The 23,002-nt window shown below is 59.9% G+C and carries 26 protein-coding genes and 1 pseudogene; 9 read left to right on the forward strand and 18 right to left on the reverse strand.

Translation table 11 applies throughout. The features are described from left to right. The first annotated feature begins 226 nt into the window (after positions 1–226). Entirely contained in the window at positions 227–439 is a 213-nt protein-coding gene (locus tag FHT85_RS01335) for a cold-shock protein (protein WP_004109325.1), read from the forward strand. A 143-nt stretch (positions 440–582) separates the two neighbouring features. Here FHT85_RS01335 and dusA read toward each other — a convergent pair whose 3' ends face one another. Beyond that, positions 583–1,596: a tRNA dihydrouridine(20/20a) synthase DusA gene (gene dusA / locus FHT85_RS01340; protein ID WP_112411852.1), complete on the reverse strand. Its 1,014-nt coding sequence runs from the start codon at positions 1,594–1,596 to the stop codon at positions 583–585. Positions 1,597–1,739: 143 nt separating this feature from the next. On the opposite strand from dusA, the gene FHT85_RS01345 reads away from it, so the two are divergent. Together FHT85_RS01345 and FHT85_RS01350 are read left to right on the forward strand one after the other, a co-directional pair. Then, positions 1,740–2,435 (forward strand): fumarylacetoacetate hydrolase family protein, encoded by a 696-nt coding sequence (locus FHT85_RS01345; protein WP_112411851.1) that lies wholly within the window; start codon positions 1,740–1,742, stop codon positions 2,433–2,435. Between the two features lie 16 nt (positions 2,436–2,451). Beyond that, positions 2,452–2,982 (forward strand): gamma carbonic anhydrase family protein, encoded by a 531-nt coding sequence (locus tag FHT85_RS01350; protein ID WP_112411850.1) that lies wholly within the window; start codon positions 2,452–2,454, stop codon positions 2,980–2,982. A gap of 50 nt (positions 2,983–3,032) precedes the next feature. On the opposite strand, the gene FHT85_RS01355 is transcribed toward FHT85_RS01350, so the two are convergent. From FHT85_RS01355 to FHT85_RS01365, 3 genes are read right to left on the reverse strand one after another with little or no spacing between them, the layout of a single operon-like run. Next, positions 3,033–3,431 carry a Fur family transcriptional regulator gene (locus tag FHT85_RS01355; RefSeq protein ID WP_041677490.1) on the reverse strand — a complete coding sequence of 133 codons (399 nt, stop codon included), beginning with the start codon at positions 3,429–3,431 and terminating at the stop codon, positions 3,033–3,035. Further along, on the reverse strand, positions 3,428–4,255 hold the full coding sequence (znuB, locus tag FHT85_RS01360; RefSeq protein ID WP_112411849.1) for a zinc ABC transporter permease subunit ZnuB: 828 nt from the start codon (positions 4,253–4,255) through the stop codon (positions 3,428–3,430). The genes FHT85_RS01355 and znuB overlap by 4 nt, the downstream gene beginning before the upstream one ends. Further along, entirely contained in the window at positions 4,248–5,120 is an 873-nt protein-coding gene (locus FHT85_RS01365; RefSeq protein WP_162709712.1) for a metal ABC transporter ATP-binding protein, read from the reverse strand. The genes znuB and FHT85_RS01365 overlap by 8 nt, the downstream gene beginning before the upstream one ends. Before the next feature lie 100 nt (positions 5,121–5,220). Between FHT85_RS01365 and znuA the strand changes: the two genes are divergently transcribed. The 3 genes and pseudogenes from znuA to FHT85_RS01380 all read left to right on the forward strand — a co-directional run bounded on the left by znuA (position 5,221) and on the right by FHT85_RS01380 (position 7,663). Further along, positions 5,221–6,195, forward strand: a complete 975-nt coding sequence (znuA, locus tag FHT85_RS01370; RefSeq protein ID WP_112411848.1) for a zinc ABC transporter substrate-binding protein ZnuA — start codon at positions 5,221–5,223, stop codon at positions 6,193–6,195. Between the two features lie 82 nt (positions 6,196–6,277). Next, positions 6,278–7,484, forward strand: a pseudogene (locus FHT85_RS01375) (GTP-binding protein). Next, positions 7,481–7,663, forward strand: a complete 183-nt coding sequence (locus FHT85_RS01380) for a hypothetical protein (RefSeq protein WP_112334633.1) — start codon at positions 7,481–7,483, stop codon at positions 7,661–7,663. Before FHT85_RS01375 ends, FHT85_RS01380 begins: the two are co-directional and overlap by 4 nt. 9 nt (positions 7,664–7,672) lie before the next feature. On the opposite strand, the gene FHT85_RS01385 is transcribed toward FHT85_RS01380, so the two are convergent. The 14 genes from FHT85_RS01385 to FHT85_RS01450 all read right to left on the reverse strand — a co-directional run bounded on the left by FHT85_RS01385 (position 7,673) and on the right by FHT85_RS01450 (position 20,798). After that, on the reverse strand, positions 7,673–8,395 hold the full coding sequence (locus tag FHT85_RS01385; protein WP_112411847.1) for a PAS domain-containing protein: 723 nt from the start codon (positions 8,393–8,395) through the stop codon (positions 7,673–7,675). Positions 8,396–8,654: 259 nt separating this feature from the next. Beyond that, positions 8,655–9,587, reverse strand: coding sequence for a lipid A biosynthesis lauroyl acyltransferase (locus tag FHT85_RS01390; protein ID WP_112411846.1), 933 nt, complete (start codon positions 9,585–9,587; stop codon positions 8,655–8,657). Positions 9,588–9,592: 5 nt separating this feature from the next. Then, positions 9,593–10,621 (reverse strand): zinc-binding dehydrogenase, encoded by a 1,029-nt coding sequence (locus FHT85_RS01395; RefSeq protein WP_112334630.1) that lies wholly within the window; start codon positions 10,619–10,621, stop codon positions 9,593–9,595. A gap of 54 nt (positions 10,622–10,675) precedes the next feature. Beyond that, positions 10,676–11,956 (reverse strand): beta-ketoacyl-ACP synthase, encoded by a 1,281-nt coding sequence (locus FHT85_RS01400; protein WP_112334629.1) that lies wholly within the window; start codon positions 11,954–11,956, stop codon positions 10,676–10,678. Positions 11,957–11,966: 10 nt separating this feature from the next. Beyond that, a complete protein-coding gene (locus FHT85_RS01405) occupies positions 11,967–13,172 on the reverse strand; it encodes a beta-ketoacyl-ACP synthase (RefSeq protein WP_112334628.1) in 1,206 nt (401 codons plus the stop codon). 43 nt (positions 13,173–13,215) lie between these two features. Further along, the gene (locus tag FHT85_RS01410) at positions 13,216–13,689 is read right to left on the reverse strand and encodes a 3-hydroxyacyl-ACP dehydratase FabZ family protein (protein WP_015340190.1); all 474 of its coding nucleotides are present in this window, start codon (positions 13,687–13,689) and stop codon (positions 13,216–13,218) included. Between the two features lie 123 nt (positions 13,690–13,812). Then, positions 13,813–14,091: an acyl carrier protein gene (locus FHT85_RS01415; RefSeq protein ID WP_041677496.1), complete on the reverse strand. Its 279-nt coding sequence runs from the start codon at positions 14,089–14,091 to the stop codon at positions 13,813–13,815. A gap of 222 nt (positions 14,092–14,313) precedes the next feature. Beyond that, entirely contained in the window at positions 14,314–14,742 is a 429-nt protein-coding gene (locus FHT85_RS01420; protein WP_112334627.1) for a L,D-transpeptidase, read from the reverse strand. Positions 14,743–14,860: 118 nt separating this feature from the next. Beyond that, positions 14,861–15,841, reverse strand: a complete 981-nt coding sequence (gene cbiB / locus FHT85_RS01425; protein ID WP_015340193.1) for an adenosylcobinamide-phosphate synthase CbiB — start codon at positions 15,839–15,841, stop codon at positions 14,861–14,863. Continuing rightward, entirely contained in the window at positions 15,838–16,836 is a 999-nt protein-coding gene (cobD, locus tag FHT85_RS01430; protein ID WP_112411845.1) for a threonine-phosphate decarboxylase CobD, read from the reverse strand. The genes cbiB and cobD overlap by 4 nt, the downstream gene beginning before the upstream one ends. Next, the gene (locus FHT85_RS01435) at positions 16,833–18,140 is read right to left on the reverse strand and encodes a cobyrinate a,c-diamide synthase (protein ID WP_112411844.1); all 1,308 of its coding nucleotides are present in this window, start codon (positions 18,138–18,140) and stop codon (positions 16,833–16,835) included. The genes cobD and FHT85_RS01435 overlap by 4 nt, the downstream gene beginning before the upstream one ends. Then, entirely contained in the window at positions 18,137–18,985 is an 849-nt protein-coding gene (gene cobA / locus FHT85_RS01440) for a uroporphyrinogen-III C-methyltransferase (RefSeq protein ID WP_112334624.1), read from the reverse strand. Before cobA ends, FHT85_RS01435 begins: the two co-directional genes overlap by 4 nt. A gap of 286 nt (positions 18,986–19,271) precedes the next feature. Further along, complete coding sequence (locus FHT85_RS01445) at positions 19,272–20,231, reverse strand: nucleoside hydrolase (RefSeq protein WP_112334623.1); 960 nt, start codon at positions 20,229–20,231, stop codon at positions 19,272–19,274. A 162-nt stretch (positions 20,232–20,393) separates the two neighbouring features. Next, on the reverse strand, positions 20,394–20,798 hold the full coding sequence (locus FHT85_RS01450) for a cobalamin biosynthesis protein (RefSeq protein WP_112411843.1): 405 nt from the start codon (positions 20,796–20,798) through the stop codon (positions 20,394–20,396). A 147-nt stretch (positions 20,799–20,945) separates the two neighbouring features. Here FHT85_RS01450 and FHT85_RS01455 point away from each other — a divergent pair, with 147 nt between their 5' ends. The 3 genes from FHT85_RS01455 (at position 20,946) to FHT85_RS01465 (ending at position 22,996) form a co-directional block, all read left to right on the forward strand. Next, on the forward strand, positions 20,946–21,731 hold the full coding sequence (locus FHT85_RS01455; protein WP_041677500.1) for a TSUP family transporter: 786 nt from the start codon (positions 20,946–20,948) through the stop codon (positions 21,729–21,731). 99 nt (positions 21,732–21,830) lie between these two features. After that, positions 21,831–22,196 carry a nuclear transport factor 2 family protein gene (locus FHT85_RS01460; protein WP_112334622.1) on the forward strand — a complete coding sequence of 122 codons (366 nt, stop codon included), beginning with the start codon at positions 21,831–21,833 and terminating at the stop codon, positions 22,194–22,196. Beyond that, positions 22,193–22,996, forward strand: coding sequence for a helix-turn-helix domain-containing protein (locus FHT85_RS01465; protein ID WP_183773935.1), 804 nt, complete (start codon positions 22,193–22,195; stop codon positions 22,994–22,996). Before FHT85_RS01460 ends, FHT85_RS01465 begins: the two co-directional genes overlap by 4 nt. Positions 22,997–23,002 lie beyond the last annotated feature (6 nt).

Consider the following 23,002-nt stretch of genomic DNA (forward strand, 5'->3'; position numbering starts at 1 on the left):
TTTTTCCACAAACCCTGTCACCCATATGCATGCTCGGGCATTTGCATGCCGGTGACTGGACTGATTTGGTGATCCGCTTGCGGCAGGCAGCGGTTGGGTCTTCTGACCCGCGCAGACGTTCTTTCCCCGTACGTGAACTTCTCGACTGGCTTTCGCATGTTGCGGAAGCAAAGCCGTCCGGGTTCATCCGGATAAACTAAGACTGATGGGTAAAGGACTATCCCCCATGGCCACCAAGGGCACCGTAAAATTCTTCAACCAGGACAAGGGTTTTGGTTTCATCACTCCTGACGGCGGCGCAAAGGACGTTTTCGTCCACATCTCCGCTCTTCAGGCTTCCGGCATCCAGTCGCTGCGCGAAGGCCAGCAGGTCACCTTCGACACCGAGCCGGATCGCATGGGCAAGGGCCCGAAGGCTGTCAACATCCAGGCTAACTAAGCCCCGGGTGACTGCCTGAATAAGGTTTTCGGACGGCGCGGTGCAAACCGCGCCGTTTTTCGTTTGATCTTTTTTCGTTTGCTGAATGAGGTTTGCAACGGGTTCGAGTCCTATCTCGCCCTTGGCGGGCGAGATAGGCCCCCTCAAGCGCTAACCCGTTCGCCCTCGCCGGCAAAATCCACCGCCGCGAAGGCGGCTGCAATCACCTCCGGCCCCGCACCTAGTTTGTTGGCGTCGGTCGAAAGAATCTGGCGATAGCGGCGCGAGCCCGGCAGGCCGGTAAAGAGGCCGACCATGTGCCGCGCGACATGCTGCAGGCGGCCACCGTTGGCGATGTGGCGCTCCACATAACCCATCATCCGGTCGCGCAGTCCGTTCCAGTCGGCCTCGGCAGCCGGTTCGCCAAAGAAGCGATGGTCGACGTCAGCGAGAATGGCGGCATTCTGATAGGCGGCGCGGCCAAGCATGACGCCGTCAACGTGAGCCAAATGCGCCTCGGCTTGATCCAGCGTCTGAATGCCGCCATTGATGCCGATGAAGACCTCGGGCCAACGCTGCTTCATGCGGTAGACGATATCGTAGTCAAGCGGCGGTATTTCGCGGTTCTCTTTCGGCGACAGGCCCTTTAGCCAGGCCTTGCGGGCATGGATCCAGATCGCGTCTGCACCGGCATCGAGCACGCGCGTCATCAGCTCCGGCAAGGCCTCTTCCGGCTCCTGCTCATCGACGCCGATCCGACATTTCACGGTGACAGGCGCTTTCGAGACCGCCTTCATCGCCGCAATGCAGGATGCGACCGTCTCCGGCGTCAGCATCAGGCAGGCGCCGAAGGTGCCTGACTGCACGCGATCGGACGGGCAGCCGACATTGAGATTGATCTCGTCATAATGATACGCCTCAGCAATCCGCAAAGCCTCGGCAAGCTTGGCCGGATCGGAACCGCCGAGCTGCAGCGCGACAGGATGTTCGGCAGCGTCATGCCCCAGCAACCGGTCGCGCGGCCCGTGAATGATCGCATCGGCCACCACCATCTCGGTATAGAGCAAGGCATGCCGGCTCATCTGCCGATGCAAGTATCTGCAATGGCGATCCGTCCAGTCGATCATCGGGGCAACCGCAAAGATCTTGCGGCCAGTTTTCAGCGCGTCGCTATACATGGGAAACCTTTCTGATCCGCGCTCTACACCAAATCCCTCAAAAAGGCCAGTTTTCGTGGCAGTCACAATGATGCTAGTTTGCCCGGACGGAGTCGGAGGGCAACAGGCCTTCTCGAGAAAGAACAAGAGTTTCGAAAGCCCATATGAACGCCCCATTGACGACAGTCATTCCGCCGCCCGCCCCTATCCTTCTGCCGATCGAAGGTGAGACCGAGTTTTTCCCTGTACGTCGTGTCTATTGCGTCGGCCGCAACTATGCCGACCACGCCATCGAGATGGGTCATGACCCTACCCGCGAACCGCCATTCTTTTTCCAGAAGAACCCCGACAATCTGCTGGTCTCCCGCGACTTTCCCTATCCCGCCCTTTCATCTGACGTGCATCACGAAGTGGAGCTTGTCGTAGCGTTGCGTAGCGGCGGCACGAACATCCCGGTAGAGCAGGCACTCGACTGCGTCTATGGCTATGGCGTCGGCATTGATTTTACCCGTCGTGACCTGCAGGGCGAGGCCAAGAAGCTCGGCCGCCCCTGGGAAATCGGAAAGGCCTTCGATCATTCGGCACCCATCTCCGCGCTCATACCCGCCACCCACGTCGGCCATCCAGACAAAGGCGGCATCTGGCTGATGCGCAACGGCGAGGCCGCACAAAGAGGCGACCTCTCGCAGATGATCTGGAAGGTGCCTGAGATCATCGCCGAGCTTTCCAAGCTCTTCACGCTCGCGCCGGGCGATATCATCATGACCGGCACGCCCGCCGGCGTCGGTCCTGTTGCGCGGGGCGACCGGATCAGCTGCGCCGTCGATGGCGTCGCCAATCTTGTGCTGAATGTCGTCTGACCGAGGAGGATCGACCATGCCGCTCTACGCCCTTGCCGGCTCGACGCCGAAAACACCCGAGCCGGGTCGTTACTGGATCGCGCCGGATGCCAGCGTCATCGGCAAGGTCGAAATCGGCGAAGATGTCGGCATCTGGTTCGGCGCGGTGCTACGTGGCGACAACGAGCCGATCGTCGTTGGCAAGGACACGAATATCCAGGAAGGCACGATGGTTCATACCGATCCGGCCTACCCGACCACCATCGGCGAAGGCTGCACGATCGGCCATCATGCCATCATCCATGGCTGCACCATCGGCAACAACTCCCTGATCGGCATGGGCGCAACGATCCTGAACGGCGCGAAGATCGGCAACAATTGCCTCGTCGGCGCCAATGCGCTTGTCACGGAAGGCAAGGAATTTCCGGATGGCTCGCTGATCGTCGGCGCACCGGCAAGAGCGATCCGCACACTGGATGAAGCCGCGATCGAAGGCCTGCGCCGCTCCGCCCGCAACTATGTCGCCAACTGGCAGCGCTTCGCACGCGATCTTAAAAGATTGGATTAGAAATTTCTAATAACTATTTGCCGAGTATGAAATAAACGGCGATTCGCAGATCAAGCCGCGCAATTGGCGCAATGACCGCGAATTTCGATGGTCGATTTTTCCGCCTTGAACTTCTGCGATTTCAGCCAGTCCATCAGCCGATGATCCACCTCGTGATCGTGGAACTCGATCACCTGGCCGCAGCTTTCGCAGATGGCGAAGGCGACGAGGCCATGGCTATGGCAATCCTCATTGGGATGGGCGCAGGCGACGAAGGAATTGATGCTTTCGAGCCGATGCACCACGCCATATTCCAGCAGCTTGTCCAGCGCGCGATAGACCTGCAGCGGCGCGCGAAAGCCCTGATCGCGCAGCTTGTCGAGAATGGTATAGGCGCTGAGCGGCGCTTCTGCCTTGGTCAGGATATCGAAAACGAGAGACTGGTTCTTGGTGAGCATCGGAGTGGTCATGATGACTGTCCTCTCTGTTGCGCCGCTGGCGTGCCGCTCCTGCGAACAAGGGGCAGCAGACTGATGATAAATAGAATGAGCGCCGCAACCACGATCGACGGGCCGGACGGTGTGTCGTAGCGCAGCGACCCGAATAGCCCGCCGACAACGGCGATAGCGCCGAGCAGTGAAGCAAAGATCGCCATCGTTTCCGGCGTGGCGGCAAAGCGGCGTGCGGTGGCCGCGGGGATGATCAGAAGCGCGGTGATAAGCAGGATACCGACGATTTTCATGGCAATCGCGATCACCACGGCCATTAGCAGCATGAAGAACAGCCTTGCGCGCTCCGGCCGCAATCCTTCAGCCTCTGCAAGTTCGGGATTGACGGTCGAGGCCAGCAGCGGCCGCCAGAGCCAGGCGATTGCCGCCAGGACGAAGATGCCGCCGCCCCATATCACCGCAATGTCCGACTGGGTGACAGCCAGAATGTCGCCGAAGAGGAAAGCAATGAGATCGATCCGCACCCAGCTCATGAAGGCGACGATGACCAAGCCGATCGCCAGCGTCGCATGCGAGAGGATGCCGAGCAGCGCGTCAGCCGACAGCGCCTGCCGCCGCTGCAGGAACAGGAGCAGAATCGAGACGAGTGCAGCAACGGCAAAAACTGAAAGTGTCAGATTGAGTTGGAACAGTAGCGAGAGCGCCACGCCGAGCAGCGCCGAATGTGAGATCGTATCGCCGAAATAGGCCATGCGTCGCCAGATGATGAAGCAGCCGAGCGGCCCGGTCGTCAGCGCCAGCCCGACGCCGGCCACGACGGCGCGCAGGAAGAAATCGTCAAACATGGCGTTCTCCCTTGCTGTGGTCATGATTGTGATCATGACCATGATCGTCATGTTCATGATGGTGGTGGCCGTCGTCGGCATGGCAATGATCTGTTATCGAGCCGTCAGCATGTTGCACGCGACCATCCGGTAGATGCGTGTGGTCGTGATGATGACTGTAGATCGCCAGGGATTGTGCCGCCCGCGTACCGAACAGCTTTACATATTCCGGGCTCTGGCTGACGGTCTGCGGCGTGCCGCGGCAGCAGACATGGCCGTTCAGGCAAACCACGGTATCCGTCGCCGCCATGACGACGTGCAGATCGTGTGAAATCAGCAGGATACCGCAGCCCTGTGAATTGCGGATGGACTTGATGAGATCGTAAAGCGCGATCTCACCGTTGAAATCCACGCCCTGCACGGGCTCGTCCAGCACAAGCAGGTCGGGCTTGCGGGCGATGGCGCGCGCCAACAGCGCCCGCTGGAATTCGCCGCCGGAAAGATGCTGCACCTCGGCCTTGGCAAGATGCGCGATGCCGACGGCTTCCAGCGCCGCGATCAGCTCACGCTCCGGCAAAGGTCCCGTCAGTGTCATCAACCGCTGCACGCTGAGCGGCAAGGTCCAATCGATCGCAAGCTTCTGCGGGACATAGCCGACCTTCAGATTGGCAATGCGCTCCACGCGCCCTTCGTCCGGCTTCAAGACGCCGATTGCCGTCTTGGCGCTGGTCGACTTGCCGGAACCGTTAGGGCCGATCAGGGTAACGATCTCGCCCCGGCTCACGGAGAAATCGACCCCACGCACCAGCCAGCGGCCGCCGCGTCGGACGCCGACATCGTGGAGCGACACGAGCGGACGGCTCTTGCTGTCGATGGAGGAAAGCATGAAATTTCCAATTGCACTATTGCGCCATGCTATCGCACACGTTATAGCATAACGCAATTGATGTAATAATATAACAGACCCATTCAAGGGCATTTTTGGCATGAACGCAGCAAAAACTCTTCTTCCCATCGCCGCCTCCCTTCTCCTTTCCGCCCTGCTCGTCGGTACGGCCGCAACTGCAGCCGATGCGCCGAAAGTCGTCGTTTCCATCAAGCCGATCCACTCGCTGGTCGCAGCCGTTATGCAGGGCGTCGGCACGCCGGATCTGATCGTCGATGGCGCTGCATCGCCGCATACCTATGCGCTGAAGCCCTCGAATGCGCGCAGCCTTCAGGAGGCGAAATTGGTCTTCTGGGTTGGGCCTGGCATGGAAGCCTTCCTGCAGAAACCGCTTGCCGCACTCGGTTCCAATGCCACCATCGTCGAGCTTGACGATGCGCCCGGCATTACCAAACTCAAGTTCCGCGAAGGCGGCGCCTTCGAACCGCATGACGATGGCGACGAGCATGAGGCCAGCGACGATCACGCCCATGGACACAACCATGATCATGGCGAGTTCGATACTCACCTCTGGCTCGATCCGCATAATGCCAAGGCGATGGTCTCCGAGATCACCACTTCCCTGGTCGCGGCGGACCCCGCCAACGCCCTCACCTATCAAGCGAACCAGAAAGCTCTGAACGACAAGCTCGGCGCGCTCGATACCGAGATCGCCTCGACGCTCGCCCCCGTGAAGGACAAGCCCTTCATCGTCTTTCACGATGCCTACCAGTATTTCGAGCACCGTTATGGCGTGCGCGTCTCAGGCTCCATCACGGTCAGCCCGGAAACCATTCCGGGGGCACAGCGCGTCGCCGAGATCCACAGCAAGGTAGCCGATCTCGGCGCGACCTGCGTCTTCGCCGAGCCGCAATTCGAACCGAAGCTGGTCAACGTGGTGCTCGAAGGCACCTCCGCAAAATCGGGAACCCTCGATCCGGAAGCTGCGACGCTGCCGCAGGGGCCGGATCTCTATTTCGACCTGATGCGCGGCATCGCGAGCTCCCTCAAAGCCTGTCTTTCAGCGCAAGGCTGAACATCGCCGAAGGAAGCGGGCATGCTGCTCGCTTTTTTCACCATAACATATGTAATGATATTACATTACAAAGGAAGTTGTCATGAACAAGAAGCTCCCAGTCACCGTACTCTCCGGTTTTCTCGGCGCCGGCAAGACGACGCTGCTCAACCATATCCTCAACAATCGCGAGGGCCTGCGCGTCGCCGTGATCGTCAACGACATGAGCGAGGTCAATATCGATGCGGCACTGGTGCGCGATGGCGGCGCAAATCTTTCCCGGACGGAAGAGCAACTCGTCGAAATGACCAATGGCTGCATCTGTTGCACGCTGCGCGACGATCTTCTGAAGGAGGTCCGTCAGCTCGCCGAACAGGGGCGCTTCGATTATCTGCTGATCGAATCCACAGGCATTGCCGAACCGCTGCCCATCGCCACCACCTTCGAGTTCCGCGACGAAGACGGCCGCAGTCTTTCCGACGTTGCCAGGCTCGATACGATGGTGACCGTCGTCGACACTGCCAATCTTCTCGCCAACTATGGATCGACGGATTTTCTTGCCGATCGTGGCGAGACCGCCGGCGACGGCGACAACCGGACCATCGTCGACCTTCTGGTCGAGCAGATCGAATTTGCCGATGTTGTCGTTCTCAACAAAGTCGGAGCAGCAACGGCAGAGCAACGCGACGCTGCCCGCAAGATCATTGTCGGCCTCAATCCCGATGCACGCCTGATCGAAGCCGATTTCGGTGTGGTGGAACCATCGGAGGTTCTGGGTACCGGACGCTTCGACATCGATCGCGCCGAAACCCATCCGCTGTGGTACAAGGAGCTGCACGGCTTCAAAGATCACGTTCCGGAAACGGAGGAATATAGCATCCGTTCCTTCGTGTATCGCGCAAAGAAACCGTTCGATCCTCCTAAATTCCAGGCCTTTCTCAATCGGTCATGGCCGGGTGTTATTCGCGCCAAGGGCTTCTTCTGGCTCGCGACCAGGCCCTATTATGTCGGCGAGCTGAGCCAGGCCGGCGCGCTCGTCCGGACGAGCAAGATGGGCCTCTGGTGGGCAGCCGTGCCGCAAGACCAGTGGCCGCATGATCCGAGCTTCAAGCGTGCGCTGGCGCCCTATCTCGATCCGATATGGGGGGGATCGCCGCCAAGAGCTGGTGTTCATCGGTGCCGATCCGATGAACGAAAAGCATCTCACGGCCGAACTGAACGCCTGTCTGATTGAGGCGGACGGCTTCACGCCCGAACGCTGGCGGAACCTGCCCGATCCCTTTGCCAGTTGGAACATGACCGCAGCATGAAGAAGACGAAACCAATCAGATTCCAATGCCATTGTTTCGAATGCAGCACCGATGACGAGCAGACCGATGATAGATCGAGCTCCGGTACGAACGAAACGGATCAGGCCTGCATAAAATCAGGCGAAGAAGAGCATCGCCTGATCACGGACGTGATTGGAAAATTGCTGTTTGGTGCCTGAACGGCAGGTTCAGGCCACCAACATGCCCGCAGGAACGGCGATGATCTCATGCATGACCAGCAATGCGCCGATCACTTCTTCTTTGGCACGCAACGGGGTGATGGTGCAGCGAAACACCTTGCCGGGTTCGATCTGCCGATAGGAGGGATAAAGACACTCCACCTTTTCCCCGGCAAAGCAGGCATCGAGCTTCGCCTTCAAACTGATTTCGAAATCTTCCGAGCCGATGAATTCCGAGATGTGACGCCCCACAAGCTCCATCGACTTCGATTTCAGAAATTCCGAATTGGCGGCGTTGCTGTAAAGATAGCGATAATCTCGTGTAACGACCGCGACACGATTGGGCAGGCTGTCCAGAATGACATCATTCAGAACGCTGCCTTCCTCAAAGCCGAGCGTATCGTCCCGGTCGATTTTCTCGCTCGAAAAGACCCGGAAAACTTCGCCCGCTGCTTCGCTCGCACCGCCGAAATAACGATCGATCAGTGCCGAAAGCGACGCAGAATTGCGCAGGACCCGCGAGCGATCATCCGCTTCTTCGCGGATGAGATTGTTCATGAACTGGAGCTGCATGTAAATTTCAAGCAGACTCACGGCCTTATAGGCCAGGATAGCTGCGATAAGGGGCTCCAATTCACGATCGAGCGATGCCACAAGCTCGTCGTCGCCAAGTTTTATCGCACGCTGAATCTGACTACATTTCATGGAGAAGGCATGAAAGAGTGCCAGCAAAATTGCCCTCCTGTCCCTGACCACAACAGGACGCAGGGGCCTCGATTCCCGGCGCTGCCATGCCCAAGGATATTCAGCTTGGTGTCCGCATTCTCACCAAACTTTCTATACTGTGAATTAACATGACTTATCCCCACTTTCAATCGGGATGAGCAGAAGTTCTCGCCAAAGGAGAACTTTATGAAAAACAAGGCTTATAAGCACAATGACTGGATGCGGGCACGCACATGGAGCTGCGGCCAACCAGGGGGAAACGAACCTAGAAGACGCTCTTCTTGATATTCCAGCGATCATGATACCAGAGCCATTGCTCCGGGTTTTCTCGTACCCAGCTCTCTACCTTGTCGTTCAGCAGCTGTGCCGTTGCGGTCAAATCGAGAGCGCCGGCTTCATTGCGCGGCATCTCAAGCTTCGGCTCGATCTCCAGCCGGTAGCGATTGTCAGGCAGGCGGATGCAACGGGCCGGATAGACTTCGCAATTGAACTGGCGCACGAGCTTCGGCAGCAGCGGGTTGGTCTTCACGTCGCGACCGAAGAACAACGTCTTCAAACCTTTACGGAATTTCTGGTCGACCAGCACGCCGACGCCACGACCGGCCTCGAGCTCTCTGGCAAGCGCGAACGACGAGCCAGCGTGTGATGGCACGAGATTGCCCATACGCTTGGCACGAAAGTCGAAAACCTTCTGAGCGACATAGGGATTGTTCGGCGGGCGAAAGAGCACAGTCACCTTCAGACCAAAGGCGGCGCCGGCGACCGGCAACAGCTCGAAATTGCCGGTATGCCCGGTAAAGACGATGAACGGGCGCGGATTGTCCCGGAGATCGAGAAAGATCGGAATGCCGGAAACTTCGATGCGGCCAGGCTTGTCGCTAAAAGGATCGAAGTCGAAAAGCCGGTCGAGAAAGACGTATTCCGCTGCCAGGCGCCCCATATTGCCCCAGCTCGCACGTGCGATCTCTTCAATCTCCGTCTCGGTCTTTTCCGGAAAGGCATTGCGCAGATTGGTCAGCATCAGCTGATGCCGGCGCATACGCGGACCGATCTTGCGGGTCAGGCGATCGGCAAAGTTGATACCCGCATCCGCCGGAAACAGTTTCAGGAAATTCAGGAAGCCGAAGATGACCTGCGCCACCAGCCACTGCTGGAAATTTCTGAGCGCAAGGACAATCCGGGTGATGAAAAGCTTCACGCGGCTCAGTCCATCTTCAGGATGATCTTGCCGAAGATCTGGCGCGATTCCATCCGCTCCAGCGCTCGGTCGATGTCATTGAAGCTGACTTCGGTATCGATCACTGGGTGAACGAGGCCCCGCGCCATCTTCTGCATCGCGTTGGCCATGTTCTCCATGCGGCAGCCGAAAGATCCGAGAAGCTTCAGCTGCTGCTGGAACAGCATCATCAGGTTCATTTCGGTCGAAACGCCCGATGTCGAACCGCAGGTGACGAGACGACCGCCGCGCTTCATGCAGAGCATGGAGCCAGCCCAGGTATCCTTGCCGACATGCTCGAAAACCACGTCGACGCCCTTCTTCTTCGTCAGCTTGCGCACGACGCCCTCGAAGCGGTCGGTGCGGTAGTTGATGACGTGATCAGCGCCAAGCGCCTTCGCCTTCTCGATCTTGTCGTCGGAGCCGACCGTGGTAATGACCGTGCAGCCGATCTTCTTGGCAAGCTGGATGGCGGCCGTGCCGATGCCCGAGCCGCCGGCATGCACCAGGATGGTTTCACCGGGCTCCAGCTTAGCATTGTCGAACAGCATGTGCTCGACCGTGCCAAAGGTAACGGGCGCAAGAGCAGCACCGATAGCATCGACGCCGGGAGGCGCCGGAACAAGCAGGCGAGCCGGGAGATTGACCTTCTCCTGCGCGAAACCATCGAGATGGAAACCATGCACGCCGCCGACATGTTCGCACAGATTGTCGCGTCCTTCGCGGCAGTGGCGGCAAAGGCCGCAGGTGCGCGCGCCGTAGATCGACACGAGCTGACCCGGCAGCACATTGGCGACGCCAGGTCCGATCGCCTCGACCACGCCGGCAGCCTCCGCACCGATGACCAACGGCATCTTGCGCTTGGCAAAGGCCATGCCGCGCCAGCCCCACACGTCAATGTGATTGAGGGCGACGGCCTTGACGCGCAGGGTCACCTCACCCGCGCCCGGCGCCTCCGGCTCCGGCAGATCGGTGATCTCAAGTTTGCGGTCGTCGATCAGTTGCAAAGCACGCATGGCAAAGTCCCTCGCCCCTCGGGCGCAGTTGTATCCTGTTTTTCAGATGTCCGCTTAAGCCGGTTCAAGCGCCATGACAAGGCTGGCGTTCTGCCCGCCGAACCCGAAAGAGTTCGAAAGGACAGCATTCACCTGCTTTTCACGCTTCTTGTTCGGCACCACGTCGAGGATGATCGACGGGTCCGGATTGTTGTAGTTGATGGTCGGTGGCAACGTGCCGGTCAGCATCGTCTGCAGCGAGAACACGGCCTCCACAGCGCCAGCGGCCGTCAGAGTATGGCCGATCATCGATTTGTTCGACGAAACGGGAATGGTCGGAAGCCGTTCGCCGAAGACGGCGGACATAGATCCATATTCCATCTTGTCGTTCTCGGGCGTCGAGGTGCCGTGAGCATTGATGTAGCCGATATCGGTCTCGGCCATGCCGGCGTCGGCAAGTGCTGCGCGGATCGTCGCGATCGCCGGACCGCCGTCTGGCGAGGAGCGCGTACGATGGAAGGAATCGGCCTTGTCGCCGGCGCCCTTCATGATGCCGAGGATCTTCGCGCCGCGTGCAACAGCCGCCTCCAGAGATTCCAGCACCAGCGTCGCCGCTCCTTCGGCAATGACGAAGCCGTCACGATCCTTGCTAAACGGCTTGGATGCCTTGGTCGGCGGATCGTTCTGCGTCGACAGCGCCGACAACAGCGAGAAGCGGATCAGCGCTTCGGCGCTCAGCGAGCCGTCGGTCGCAACCGTCAGTGCGCGCGTGGTGCGACCCTGACGGATCGACTCAATGCCCAGCTGAATGGCCGTTACGCCCGACGCACACGCCGTCGACAGGGTTACCGGCAGGCCGCGCGTGCCAAAACGGTCGGCAAGGCGCTCGGAAATGGCGCCGAAAAGAGCGGCTTCATGGAAGGCGGGATCGGGGCGCTGGCGCATGGCGGCAAGGAAGCGCTCATATGCATCGCCCTCGTGATCTGCCGGAGGAGAACGGTCGGCCAGCTCGAAGCGGGCGCTCCATTCGGGTTCGATCGGCGGCGCAGCCAGGAAGAGCGGCGCGTCGAAATCGCCGGAAATCCCCGCCTGGGCCAAAGCTTCGATAGTCGTTTCACGGGCAAAAGCATAGGAGCGCTCGACAGCGTTCGGAACGGGGATATCGATGAAATCCACCGTGCCGGCGATCCGCGTCGAAAGCCCGTCCGTCGGGAAGCGCGTGATGCCGTGAATGCCCGACGTGCCCGAAGAAAGAGCATTCCAGTTATCCTGTAGCCCCTGCCCCAGCGACGTGATGATCCCCATGCCGGTGACGGCGACGATCGGACGTCCGAGATGATCCTTGTAAGCGGTCATGTCCTGTTCCTCACGCTTCGGCTGACAGTACGGCGATACCTTCGCCGCGCGCATGACCGACGGTTGTTACCACGGCATTGCGTGCGCCCGTCGCCATCGGCTTTTCATTCGCGGCATCGAAGGGCGGCACCTTGGCTTTATTGGCGACGGCCAGTGCCGCAAAGGCGAGCCCGAGCGGAAACTGGCCTTCCAGCCCATGCCCGGAAACGCCGGAATAGCCACGGATGGCCGCCTCCGGAAGCTGTGCTTCGATCACGGCTTTTTCGCGCTTGGCGAGATCGGGAATTGCTGTCGTACCGGAGAAGACGACCGTCGCATCGCCGGGCGCCTGCTTCGCGGGTGCGAGCATGCGCTCCAGCCGTGCTTCGAGCTTGCCTTCGTCACGCCGGCCGCGATCGCCCTCGACCGCATCGATCGTCGCATAGATATGCGCGCCGCGAGCTTCGGCGTGCGCACGCGATTCAAGAACGAGGAAGGCGCTCAGCGAGCCCATGATCATGCCACCGCCATCTTCCGGCTTGCGCGACCAGACGGGATGCCAATCACCGATAGCATGCGCATTGATGGATTCGATCAGCAGGATCATGTCGAGGCGCTCGGCGGAAAATGCGCCGCCAACGAGAGCATGGCTCGATTCACCGGACTTGATGCGGTGGAACGCGGTCTCGACGGCCGAGATACCGGAGGCCTCTTCACCCATGAAGGTGCGCGACGACCCCGTGACCTTGTGCACGATCGAGATATTGCCGGCGAGCAGGTTCGAAAGCTGCGCAAGGAACAGCGTCGGCCGCAATTCGGTCGTCAGCTTCTCATTCAGCAACAATTCACGGTCGTTGCGCTTCAAGCCTTCGTTGACGATCAGCGTATCGACATTGGTATCGCGCTCGCCACCCCCGGCCGCGACGATCATGTCCATGGTGCCGCAGGCTTCCAGATCGTCCTTGAAACCGGCATCGTCGAGCGCCAGACCGGCGGTGAAGACGCCGATGCGCTGCCAGTTTTCCATCTGCCGCTGATCGCCACGCTTTGGAATCTGCTGCGACCAATCGATCTCAGGCAGCGGATGCACGGGATAGGGCTTGAACTTCTCGGTTTCGACGATGGTCGCCGGCGCTTTGTCCGCCTTCAGCAGGGCAACATGCGCGTCCTTGCCAACGCCCTGGCAGGTAACGATGCCGATACCCGTTATGACCACGTCATTCTGAGCCTTGCTCATTCATCAATCCTCTTCGAATGCGGCGCCGAACAAGCCGGCAGCATCAACCGTTGGCGGCGATGGCGTCGAGAAGTCCGACCTCGCCTGCCCGCTTGCGCACGATATCGCCGAGCGGCACCTCATTAAACGGCATGGTCCGCAGCTTCAACTGCGCATCGCAGACCTTCTTTCCACCGATGGTAATGCGCGCCTTGGTGACAGCAAAGCCCGAGCCCTCGTGCTCCAGATCGGCTTCGATATCGAGTTCGGCTTCGGGCTCCACGAAGGTCCGCATCTTGGCGCCATCGACCGACATCAGGAATGGCATATAGGCAAATTTTGTCGCCGCAAGCACGAGCATGCCCGAAGCCTGCGCCATCGTTTCGATAAGGAGAACGCCGGGAACCAGCGGCATGCCCGGGAAATGGCCTTCGAAAACAGGGCTTTTGGCCGGAACGACGGAATGAGCCTTCAACCGGCCCTTGGACAGATCGACAGATTCGACCCTGTCGATCATCTGGAAATATTCCAGCAGCATCAACGCCTCCGATCCAACTCGGCAACAAGGAACGTGCCGGGCGGGATACGCTATTTAAGAATAAAACCGCCCGGCCGCCATATTCATGGGCGGCTGGGCGTCAAAAAAATGCAAGGATGTCGCTCAGCCCTTGGCGGCGCGCAGCTCATCGATCTTGGCGCAGAGATTCTTCAGCACGAAGTACTCTTCGGTCGAGACCTTGCCTTCGTTGACTTCCTGCGTCCACTTCTCGAGCGGGATCTTGATGCCGAATTCCTTGTCGATCGCAAAAACGATATCCAGGAAGTCCAGGCTGTCGATGCCGAGGTCGTCGATCGTGTGGCTATCCGGGGTGATGGTGTCACGGTCGATTTCGCTGGTTTCAGCGATAATGTCGGCAACTTTGTCAAATGTAGCAGTCACTGCCCATACCTCTTGAAATAATAATTCAATCCCCCTCATAGGGAAATCCATTCCAAAAGCCAATGGTTTCCACCAGAAACCCCGGCAATTTGGCAAGCCACTGTTGCGCAAACAGCAAAATGACCGTCGCGTCATACCTGTGAAATCGCGTGCGACGTGGACGCGGGATATGGCAGCATTGCGGCCGAACCGCAACGGCAAAGCGAGTCTATTCGCCAGAGATCATTCGCTGATCACGATGCGTGTATTGTGAAGCCCCGCGTCAGCCGCCATGGCAAAGAAGGTGGCAGCATTGCGGGTATCGAGCCGAACGCAGCCATGCGATGCCGGCCGGCCGAGCCGCCGCACCTCATAGGTGCCGTGAATGGCATAGCCGCCGTTAAAAAATACTGCGTAGGGCATCGGGGCATCGTCATATTTCTTCGAGCGATGATCCCTGGACAGCCATTTGGCCGTGTAGGAACCGATCGGCGTCACATAACCTTTGCGGGCCGTCGACACTCGCCAGCGATACTTCAGAGCTCCATCCTCGGAAACGGTCATTGTTTGCGATCGAAGATCGACCACCGCGACAACAGTTCCGGCACGAGCCGAAACGCTGCTGAATTGCATACATAGACATGCCGTTACTGCTAACGCGATACGCTTCATCTTGCCCCTCCGACCGTTTGCTTCCTCTCGAAGCAATTCAGACGATGGGAGAGTCTATCGCTATGCCAATTATACCGAATTAATACATATAGTGAGCGATTGCGTAATTTAGAGACGCTCACAAGAGCAGCAGGAAGCCAAGGAAAGCGAGAAGCGTCAGCATCGAACACGCGGAATAAAAGATGGAAATACCCGCTTCGACGTCACTCACGGTCGCCGTATCCCGGCCGGCACCGTTGATCATTGGCTCGCGCACGAGCTCGCCGCCATAGATTCGCGGGCCGGCAAGCTGGATGTCGAGGGCACCGGCCATTGCCGCCTCTGGCCTGCCTGAGTTGGGCGAGCGATGCAGCCCGCCGTCGCGGACGGCGATGCGGATCGCATTTCCAAGCGCGGAGATTCCCCGCTTGGCCAAGGCTCCGGCGGCAATCAGCAGAATGGAGAGCCGTGCAGCCGGCCAGTTGGCGATATCGTCCAGCCGCGCAGCGGCGCGGCCGAAATCGACATAGGTCTCGGACTTGTGGCCGATCATCGAATCGGCGGTGTTGAGCATCTTGTAGAAAAACAGGCCCGGCAGACCGAAAACGCCGTACCACAGGGCCGGCGCGACAACGCCGTCGGAAAAGTTCTCGGCGAGACTTTCGATGGCCGCACGGCAAATCCCAGGCTCGTCCAGTGTCTCGGGATCGCGGCCGACGATGCGCGACACGGCAAGACGGCCGCCTTCCAAACCATCGGAGCGCAATGCCCGCGACACCTCACCGACGTGATCGGCAAGGCTCTTTTGCGCCATGAAAACCGCCACCAATCCCGCCTCTACCAATATGCCGAGCCAGCCGAAAAAGGCGAGAAATCCATGAATAGCCCAGCCCGCGATGGCAGCGCCCATCAGCAGCGCGACGATCGACATCAGCCCATTACGACGGCGAAGAACGCCCGGCAGATGCTTTGCATTGAACCGTTGATCGAAAGCCGAAATCGCCTTGCCGAACAGTACGACAGGATGTGGAAAGCGCTGCCAAAGCCAGTCGGGATCGCCGACGAAGCGGTCAAGCAGCAAGGCAAGGACCAGAATGAGCAAATGTTCGTCGGCGGTCATGTCGAATAATCCTCTAATACCCCGGCGAGTCTTTCATCTGCCGCCTCATCAGGAGCGAGTCCGAAGCGCAGCCAATTGCGGGCGTAGTCGAACTTGCGGACGAGAATATGATGACGGCAGAGATGCGTATATATGCCTTCGGCGCGGTCGTCTGCAACCAATGCAAAGAGAGGAGTGCCTCCCGCTACATGTAGCTTCGAACGTCGCAGAACCGCTTCCAGCGCCGAACGCCGCTGGAGAATGCGGTTTCGGATGGCGCTTGTATCGCTTTCCATCAGGGAGGCGGCAATCGAAAGGGCCGGCCCCGAAACCGCCCATGGCCCGAGCCAATCCTCGAATCTTGTCATAATCGAAGCTTCGGCAATCACGAAGCCGAGCCGAAGTCCGGCTAGGCCGAAAAACTTTCCGAACGAACGGAAGATGATGAGATTTGGCATCGAGGCGACAAAAGGCGCCACGCTCGCCACCGGCTCCATATCGCCGAAGGCCTCGTCCACCAGAAGAATGCCGCCCCGCTCGCGCTGCCTGGCATGCAGTTCCCGCAACTGCTCGATGGGCAGCACCCGCCCATCAGGATTGTTGGGATTGACGGCAACGACCAGCCTGTCGTCGACCGTGAGTTCGGCAATCGTCGAAACCTGGCGAACCTGCAAGCCGGCGAGCGTAAAAGCGCGCGCATATTCGCCATAGGTCGGCGAGAAGATCGCAACCCTGCCGCCCGTCACGAGCTTTGGAAGCAATTGAATGACGGACTGCGTGCCTGGAACCGGCAGCGGCAGAATATCGCCGCTGCGGTAATAGCTCCTCGCCGCTTCCCGCGCCCGCTCCTGCAAATGCTGGTCAGGCAACCTGTGCCAAGCCGCGACGGGGATTTCCGGCAGTGTCATCGGATTCGGATTGATGCCGGTCGACAGATCCAGCCATTCTTCCGGACGCCCGCCATATTGGCGCGCCGCCGCGGTAATCCCGCCGCCATGGACGATCCTGGTGGTCATGCGGCTTCACCGGCTAGATCGATCAGATGCATGTAGGAGCCGGCGATGTTGCCGCGTTGCAGACCGGCTGTACCGAGATCGATATCGAGCGCATCCCTGACGGCAAACAGACGGTCCGCCTCGCCCTCCGATACGATGGTCGAATAATGAAACTCATGCGCCGTCATCGGCTTTTCGAAGAAGGAGTTGGCAAGCGGCACCACGCGTCGATAGCCGAGATGCCGCTGTCGTTTCTCGTAACTGGTAACGACGGGCAAGAGGCCCAGCATTTCGTGGTGCACGCCCGCCGCATCCACAAGACCCTCGCCGAGCACCATGTACCCGCCGCATTCGCCATAGATGCGCACCCCACGCGAGGCCGCCGCCTTCACGCCATCCCGGAAATGCTGGGCGGCGGCGAGCTTTCCAGCGTGCAATTCCGGATAGCCGCCCGGCAGATAGATCGCATCCGCATCGGCCGAAGGAGCTTCATCCGCGAGCGGAGAAAAGAAGGATATTTCCGCACCGCGCCGCCTCCAGCCGAGCAGCATATGCTCATAGCAGAAGGCGAATGCGATATCCCTTGCCACCGCAATGCGCTGGCCGAACGGCATGAGCCGCGCGATATTGGCTGCGGAGGTGCGAATGAGATGCTGCTGTGCCGCCCGCAAGAGCAGATCGAAATCGCAGGCCTTCGCGACGACCTCTGCAGCCGCCTCGATAAACTGCTCGAGCGCCGCATGCTCTCCAGCCTGCACCAGACCAAGATGCCGCTCCGGCAATGCCAGGCTTGTATCACTGCGAATAACGGCAACGACGGGCATGCGCACCGCACTCAGCGCCTGACGCAGCATTCTCTCATGCCTGTCGCTGGCGACGCGATTGAGCACGACACCGGCAACGCGGATATCGGCGCGAAAATTGGCAAAACCGCTGACGACGGCCGCAACCGACTGCGACATGCGAGAGCAATCGATGACGAGCACGACGGAAAGGCCGAGCAAGGCGGCGAGATCGGCCGGCGCGCCCGTGCCGTCAGCAGCACCGTCGAACAGGCCCATCATCCCCTCGATCACGAGCATCCGTCCTCCGGCCCGGTGAAGCGCGGCATTCGCTGAAATCAGCTCGGCGCGCATGGCCCAGGGATCGAAATTGAGGCAGGGCGATCCGACCGCTGCTGCGTGAAATGCAGGATCGATATAATCAGGCCCCGCCTTGCCAGGTGCGATCGCAACACCCCTGTTTCTCAATGCCCGCAGCAAACCAAGCGTGAAGGTGGTCTTGCCGGAGCCTGATGAGGGTGCTGCGATCAGAAGTCCGCTCATGCCGGCACCTTGTGTCCGCCCTCGCCCGACCTTTCGATCGGTGTCACCAGCGTGCGGCCGGAAAGCGCGCCCAGCCAATCCAGCGATGGACGCAACTTCACCACCTCGCCGACGACCACGATGGCGGGCGGCTCGATACCGGACGCTTCGATATCTGCAGGCGCACGCCCGAGCGTTGTCTCCAGTACCTGCTGGGAGGGCGTCGCCGCATTGCAGACGAAGGCAACAGGTTCGTCCGCCGACCGACCGGCAGCAATGAGATTTGCACTGATCTGCGCGATGTGCTTCATCGCCATATACATGACGATGACGGGCGATCCCTTGCCGATCGCCTCCCAATCGATGGCGTCCGGTACGACGCCGGACGAATCATGGCCGGTCAGGAAGGTGACGGCGTGATTGACGTCGCGATGGGTAACCGGAATGCCGGCATAGGCCAAGCCGCCGATCCCGGCCGTAATGCCGGGCACGATGCGGAAGGGAATGCCGTGCTGAACGAGCATCAGCGCCTCCTCACCACCACGCCCGAAGACGAAAGGGTCACCGCCCTTGAGGCGCAGAACGCGCTTGCCGGTCCGCGCCAGTTCCACCAGCCGCAGGGAAATGTCCCGCTGCTTGGCCGATGGCTTGCCGCCGCGCTTGCCGGCATATTCCAGCATAGCGCCCGGGCAGGCGAGCTTCAGGCAATCTTCGTTGACGAGCGCATCATGCACGATGACATCTGCCTCGGCCAACCCCTTGGCGGCCAGCAGGGTCAAAAGCCCCGGATCGCCCGGCCCGGCGCCGACGAGCCAGACCGACCCCGGCTCCAGGGCCGGCAGAGTGGAAAAAGCGGTATCGTTCATCCCATGTGTCCTATGCCCGGACGGGCGAAATTGCAATGTTGAGAACGGGATAAGGCGATCTCGATTCGACATCGCTCCCACTGCAAACATTACGTCACATACCCGATCGGCATGAGCGGCAGCACGCTATGGGCTTTTCCAACCACGACAGGAAACGAAAAACGGGTTTGTCGATCGCATGACGTTCCGGACTCGATATTTCCGGAAACTCAAATAGGCTCTGATAGAGCTGGAAAATGGTCTTCAGCGAATTGTGAAGGGGGCACTGTCGCCCCCTTCACCGAACTTAGTGCTTCACCTTGCCCAAAATCACATCGCGGATCAGATCGAGAACCAGCTGCGAGTGGATGCCGATGCAAGCGATCTGGCTCGGCAGATTGTCCCAGTCGCCCGGCGGAAAGTGGCGGCCGGCCGGCTTGATAACCGTCTGACCATCGGCAATGCCGCCGCAGACGACGCGGATCGATCCCTCGATCGTGTCGAACAGCTCGGGCGCCACGACATAGACGCAGGCGCAGCTGTCGTGGACCATCATGCCGTCTTCGACCGCATGCTTGTAGAAATCGATATAGGACTGTGACAGGTCGGCCAGGAGCTGCACCGAGGGACCGCCCGCTTTCGCCATATCGGCGAGATAGCTGCGGTCCATGGTCGTCACCGACGTCACGTCGAGACCGACCACGACCACCTTCCAGGCTGCCGTCATGACGAAGTCGGCGGCTTCCGGATCGCCGTGAATATTGGCTTCCGCGACCGGAGAAACATTGCCCGGTACGTAGAAATTGCCGCCCATGATGACGACATCCTTCACGAGCTTGGCGATTTCCGGATCGTGCTTCAGCGCCAACGCCAGATTGGTCATGCGGCCAACGGCGACCAGGGTCACCTCGCCGGGATGGGCGCGAACCGTGTCGATGATGAACTGATAGGCCGGTCGCGGATCGGTCGGCAGGTCGATCGTCTCGGGCACGTCGATATCGCCGAGACCGTTATGGCCGTGAACCATCGTCGGCCAGGGGCGCTCGTGCCGCGACGGATCGAAGGTAACGCTGGCACCCCGCGCGACCGGGCACGGAATATTCCACTCGCGCTTCAGGAACAGCGCGTTACGCGTCGTCGTGTCCACGGAGGCATTGCCGAAAACCGTCGTCACGCCGAGAAGGTCGATACCCGGGTGACGATGCAAAAAGAGAAGCGCCATGGCGTCATCAACGCCCGGATCGGTATCATAAATGACCTTATGCATGATTTTTCCTTACCAACATACTGAATAAGCTTGATCTTTCGGAAATTTACTTCGCTTAGGATCAGTGCTTGACCTATCGGCATACACGAGAACAGGCGGCGGTGAAATGCCGTCGGGATCCTCCGCTGGTCATTTGCGAGACTTGCGTTGCGAATTCGCTGCTCAGGCAATCCTGGCGATTGCCGCCGTAGCAAAGCCGGACTTGATCTTGGGAAGCACGAGCTCGGAGTCCGGGCCGGCGGCCGCCAGCGCCGCCGCTTCCGCGACGCCGTGACAACCGACATGCGCGAAAACAATCTCTGAGGGATTCTTTAGTCTGGGTGTCTCCCGCTCCAGTGCAGCCGCCTTGAAGAAGCGTGCCGGGAGACGAAAATGCGTGGCGGTCTCGAGGATGGCCGGTTCATCCATGCGCGTGTCGATCGATACAATGGCCAGAACCTGGTCACTCCCGATACCGACCTCCTGGAATGCTCTTTCCGCAAGCATCCGCACTTCATTCCAGTCCGTGCCGCGCTCGCAGCCAAGACCCAGAAGATAGCGGCGGGTGGAATTGGCATATATCGTCATATTCGCTCCCAGCAACATCGACCGATATAGCAGCTGTAGCGGGCAGCTTTCGACACGTCAATTTTGCCTGGTGTGTCCCGATAGCAATTGCCTTGCGGCGGGCGAAGTGCCAGAAGGCCGCTGATTTCCCGCCTCCGAGTTCCCATCTTGCCAGATATTACATTTCAACTCCTGCTTTTGCTCTTTGCCGCTGCGTTCTTCGCCGGTTTCGTCGATTCGATCGCCGGCGGCGGTGGGCTGATTACCGTCCCTGCCATGCTGCTGGCAGGCATTCCGCCGCTACAGACCCTCGGCACGAACAAGGTGCAGTCGATCTGCGGTGCAGCTTCGGCAACCATCGCCTATGCCCGACAAGGACATGTCAAGCTTCGCGAGCAGCTTCCGATGGCGGCGATGGCTGTGATCGGAGGCATGCTTGGTGCGATGCTGGCGACCATCATGCCAAGCCAGGTGCTGCGCATCATCCTGCCCTTCCTGCTGATCGCAATCGCGCTCTATTTCGCCCTGAAACCCAATCTCGGCGATGTCGAGAAGCATCGGCGCATGAGCGCCGGGCTTTTCGGTGTGACGCTGGTGCCATTGATCGGCTTCTATGACGGCGCGTTCGGCCCCGGAACCGGCTCGTTCCTGATGCTCGCCTTCGTGACGCTCGCCGGCTTCGGCCTCTTGAAGGCGACGGCGCATACGAAGCTGCTCAATTTCGGATCGAATCTCGGCGGCCTGATCGTCTTCATCTTCTCCGGCGCCATCCTTTGGAAAGTCGGGCTGACGATGGGGCTTGGCCAATTCCTGGGCGCGCAGCTCGGTTCGCGACTTGCCATGCGCATCGGCGCCAAGCTGATCAAACCGCTGCTCGTCATCGTCTGCATCGCCTTCGCGATCAAGCTGTTGGCAGACCCCACCCATCCCGTCAGGATCTGGCTCGGCCTCTAGAACGGGCCTTTGATTACCTCCGACGTAATTGATAGTACTTCGGTCCGCGCCGATGATCGCCCTGCCTGAACGGTTCAGGCGATCCAAAGGAGTTGACCGATGACCGACGCAAACATCATTGCTGACCGCTATATCGCCATCTGGAACGAGGCCGACACCGAACGTCGCCGTGCGCTCATTGCCGACGCCTGGACGGAAGACTGCAGCTACGTCGATCCCATGATGCGCGCGGATAATCGCGAGCAGATCCACGCGCTGGTCACGGCCGCCCATGAGCGCTTCCCCGGCTTCCGTTTCACGCTCATTACCGAGGGCGAGCGCCACGGCGACAATCTCCGCTTCTCCTGGGGCTTCGGTCCGGCTGACGCCGAGCCTCTCGTCAAGGGCACGGATTTCGCCATCCTCGAAGGTGAACGCCTGAAGTCCGTTCACGGCTTCATCGATCAGCTGCCGGCTGCCGCATGATGAACCCGGCCCGCTCTCTCGGCGACCATCTGCGCGAATGGCGGCAACGCCGCCGCCTGAGCCAGCTCGAATTCGCCCTTGAAGCCGATATATCGCAACGGCATCTGAGCTTCATCGAGAGCGGGCGGGCACTTCCAAGCCGTGAGATGCTGATGCATCTCGCCGAACGGCTCGATGTGCCGTTGCGCGAACGCAACCCGATGCTTCTGGCGGCCGGCTTTGCCCCGATCTTTCCAGTGCGCAAACTGGATGATCCGGCACTTGCTCCGGCACGGCGCGCGATCGATATGCTGCTGGAAGGACACGAACCCTTCCCGGCCCTGGCCGTCGACCGGCATTGGACGCTCATCGCCGCCAATGCCGCCGTCGCTCCGCTGCTCGCGGGAGTGACCGACGCCTCGCTGACCGAAGGACCAATTAACGTCCTGCGGCTCAGCCTGCACCCCCACGGCTTGGCGCCTCGGATCGCCAATCTCCATGAATGGCGGGCACATCTGTTGGAACGCCTACGCCAGCAGATATCGGCGACAGGCGATCCTGTTTTGAAAAAACTGCTTGAGGAATTGTCGGCCTATCCCGCACCGCTTGCGCCGAAGTCGGCGGCTCCGGAACGGGATTTCGCCGGCATCGCCGTACCTCTGGAGCTTGTCACCGAAGCGGGACATCTCTCGTTTCGGTCCACTACGACCGTCTTCGGAACGCCCGTCGATGTCACGCTGTCGGAACTCGCCATCGAATCCTTCTTTCCCGCGAACCCGCAGACGGCGGAAGCGCTGAAGGCGATGCTGCCGGGCAGCTAAACGCTC

Source organism: Rhizobium sp. BK312, from assembly GCF_014193605.1.
Classification (GTDB): domain Bacteria; phylum Pseudomonadota; class Alphaproteobacteria; order Rhizobiales; family Rhizobiaceae; genus Rhizobium.

Coding starts and splice junctions, on each gene's coding strand:
- FHT85_RS01335 (WP_004109325.1), top strand. CDS start 227: ATGGCCACCAAGGGCACCGTAAAATTCTTCAACCAGGACAAGGGTTTT.
- dusA (WP_112411852.1), bottom strand. CDS start 1,596: ATGTATAGCGACGCGCTGAAAACTGGCCGCAAGATCTTTGCGGTTGCC.
- FHT85_RS01345 (WP_112411851.1), top strand. CDS start 1,740: ATGAACGCCCCATTGACGACAGTCATTCCGCCGCCCGCCCCTATCCTT.
- FHT85_RS01350 (WP_112411850.1), top strand. CDS start 2,452: ATGCCGCTCTACGCCCTTGCCGGCTCGACGCCGAAAACACCCGAGCCG.
- FHT85_RS01355 (WP_041677490.1), bottom strand. CDS start 3,431: ATGACCACTCCGATGCTCACCAAGAACCAGTCTCTCGTTTTCGATATC.
- znuB (WP_112411849.1), bottom strand. CDS start 4,255: ATGTTTGACGATTTCTTCCTGCGCGCCGTCGTGGCCGGCGTCGGGCTG.
- FHT85_RS01365 (WP_162709712.1), bottom strand. CDS start 5,120: ATGCTTTCCTCCATCGACAGCAAGAGCCGTCCGCTCGTGTCGCTCCAC.
- znuA (WP_112411848.1), top strand. CDS start 5,221: ATGAACGCAGCAAAAACTCTTCTTCCCATCGCCGCCTCCCTTCTCCTT.
- FHT85_RS01380 (WP_112334633.1), top strand. CDS start 7,481: ATGAAGAAGACGAAACCAATCAGATTCCAATGCCATTGTTTCGAATGC.
- FHT85_RS01395 (WP_112334630.1), bottom strand. CDS start 10,621: ATGCGTGCTTTGCAACTGATCGACGACCGCAAACTTGAGATCACCGAT.
- FHT85_RS01400 (WP_112334629.1), bottom strand. CDS start 11,956: ATGACCGCTTACAAGGATCATCTCGGACGTCCGATCGTCGCCGTCACC.
- FHT85_RS01405 (WP_112334628.1), bottom strand. CDS start 13,172: ATGAGCAAGGCTCAGAATGACGTGGTCATAACGGGTATCGGCATCGTT.
- FHT85_RS01410 (WP_015340190.1), bottom strand. CDS start 13,689: ATGCTGCTGGAATATTTCCAGATGATCGACAGGGTCGAATCTGTCGAT.
- FHT85_RS01420 (WP_112334627.1), bottom strand. CDS start 14,742: ATGAAGCGTATCGCGTTAGCAGTAACGGCATGTCTATGTATGCAATTC.
- cbiB (WP_015340193.1), bottom strand. CDS start 15,841: ATGACCGCCGACGAACATTTGCTCATTCTGGTCCTTGCCTTGCTGCTT.
- cobD (WP_112411845.1), bottom strand. CDS start 16,836: ATGACCACCAGGATCGTCCATGGCGGCGGGATTACCGCGGCGGCGCGC.
- FHT85_RS01435 (WP_112411844.1), bottom strand. CDS start 18,140: ATGAGCGGACTTCTGATCGCAGCACCCTCATCAGGCTCCGGCAAGACC.
- cobA (WP_112334624.1), bottom strand. CDS start 18,985: ATGAACGATACCGCTTTTTCCACTCTGCCGGCCCTGGAGCCGGGGTCG.
- FHT85_RS01445 (WP_112334623.1), bottom strand. CDS start 20,231: ATGCATAAGGTCATTTATGATACCGATCCGGGCGTTGATGACGCCATG.
- FHT85_RS01450 (WP_112411843.1), bottom strand. CDS start 20,798: ATGACGATATATGCCAATTCCACCCGCCGCTATCTTCTGGGTCTTGGC.
- FHT85_RS01460 (WP_112334622.1), top strand. CDS start 21,831: ATGACCGACGCAAACATCATTGCTGACCGCTATATCGCCATCTGGAAC.
- FHT85_RS01465 (WP_183773935.1), top strand. CDS start 22,193: ATGATGAACCCGGCCCGCTCTCTCGGCGACCATCTGCGCGAATGGCGG.